The following is a 2,023-nucleotide window of genomic DNA, read 5'->3' as shown; positions in this document are numbered from 1 at the left end:
GTTATGCAGTATCATCGGCGATGGAGAGCTTAACTTCCAAGTTCGGAATGGGATTGGGTGTACCCTCTCCTCCATGGCTACCAACAAAGTTGTCAAATATATAATTGACAGGGAAGGAAGGAGTTTTTTTCAAAACAAGCCGCACGGGCTATTAGTACTGGTCAGCTCCGCGTCTCGCAACGCTTCCACCTCCAGCCTATCAACGAGGTAGTCTACCTCGGCCCTTCAGGGATTGCTCCAGGGAGAACTTATCTTAAGGCAGGCTTCCCGCTTAGATGCTTTCAGCGGTTATCCCTTCCGCACATAGCTACCCTGCTATGCCGTTGGCACGACAACAGGTCCACCAGGGGTGCGTCCATCCCGGTCCTCTCGTACTAGGGACAGGCCCTTTCAATTCTCCAGCGCCCACAGAAGATAGGGACCAAACTGTCTCACGACGTTTTAAACCCAGCTCGCGTACCACTTTAAACGGCGAACAGCCGTACCCTTGGGACCTGCTTCAGCCCCAGGATGTGATGAGCCGACATCGAGGTGCCAAACCGCATCGTCGATGTGAACTCTTGGATGCGATCAGCCTGTTATCCCCGGCGTACCTTTTATCCAATGAGCGATGACCCTTCCATTCGGGATCACCGGATCACTAACACCTACTTTCGTACCTGCTCGAGATGTCTCTCTTGCAGTCAAGCTCCCTTATGCGTTTGCACTCGACGGCTGGTTTCCAATCAGCCTGAGGGAACCTTTGCATGCCTCCGTTACACTTTAGGAGGCGACCGCCCCAGTCAAACTACCCACCAGACACTGTTCCCTCACCGGATCACGGTAGAGGGTTAGGGACCTGAAAAAACAAGGGTGGTATTTCAACAATGACTCCCCCCATACTAGCGTACAGGGTTCACAGTCTCCCACCTATCCTACACATGCAGTTCCAAATCCCAATGTCAAGCTATAGTAAAGGTGCACAGGGTCTTTCCGTCTTTCTGCGGGTACACGGCATTTTCACCGCGACTTCAATTTCACCGAGTCTCTGGCCGAGACAGTGTGGAGATCGTTACGCCATTCGTGCAGGTCGGAACTTACCCGACAAGGAATTTCGCTACCTTAGGACCGTTATAGTTACGGCCGCCGTTTACCGGGGCTTCAATTCAAAGCTTCGCTTGCGCTGACCTCTCCTTTTAACCTTCCGGCACCGGGCAGGCGTCAGTCCGTATACGTCGTCTTTAGGACTTCGCACAGACCTATGTTTTTAGTAAACAGTCGCCACCACCATTTCACTGCGGCTCCCTCAGGCTCATTAAGTGAATCAATTTCACCCGAAGGAGCACCCCTTCTTCCGAAGGTACGGGGTTATTTTGCCGAGTTCCTTGGCCAGAGTTCTCTCGAGCGCCTTGGATTATTCATCCCACCCACCTGAGTTGGTTTTCGGTACGGTTTGCATGTTCTATACTTAGAAGCTTTTCTAGGCAGTAGAGGCTCAACGGCTTCAGACCTTACGGTCACGGACTCGCGTCTCAGCGTAAAGAAGTGCGGATTTGCCTACACCTCACGCCTACCTGCTTGCACCGGGTAATCCAACACCCGGACCGTCTACCTTCCTGCGTCCCTCCATCGCGCGAACATACAAGTACGTGAATATTAACACGTTTCCCATCAACTACGCCTTTCAGCCTCGCCTTAGGGACCGACTAACCCTGGGAAGATTACCTTTACCCAGGAAACCTTGGGTTTACGGCGAACGGGTTTTTCACCCGTTTTATCGTTACTCATGTCAGCATAATCACTTCTCCACAGTCCAGCATGCTTTACAACACACCTTCAGCCCGTGAAGAACGCTCCCCTACCAGACCGCATACGCGGAATTCAAAGCTTCGGTACTATGCTTAGCCCCGTTACATTTTCGGCGCAACGTCATTAGACCAGTGAGCTATTACGCTTTCTTTAAACGATGGCTGCTTCTAAGCCAACGTCCTGGGTGTCTCTACAACGTCACCACCTTAACCACTGAGCATAGATTTGGAGACCT

2 rRNA genes (1 of these 2 only partly in view) are annotated in these 2,023 nt (G+C 51.9%); both read right to left on the bottom strand.

Annotated elements, in window-relative coordinates:
* A 5S ribosomal RNA gene (rrf, locus tag HNQ38_RS14555) occupies positions 1 to 85 on the bottom strand; the annotation flags it as partial.
* 45 nt (positions 86 to 130) lie between these two features.
* Positions 131 to 2,023 (bottom strand): 23S ribosomal RNA (locus HNQ38_RS14050) (it continues 1,040 nt past the right edge of the window).

Source organism: Desulfovibrio intestinalis, assembly GCF_014202345.1.
Classification (GTDB): domain Bacteria; phylum Desulfobacterota; class Desulfovibrionia; order Desulfovibrionales; family Desulfovibrionaceae; genus Desulfovibrio; species Desulfovibrio intestinalis.
Note: the sequence above shows the minus strand (reverse complement) of the source record. Positions and strands in the feature narration are given on the sequence as shown.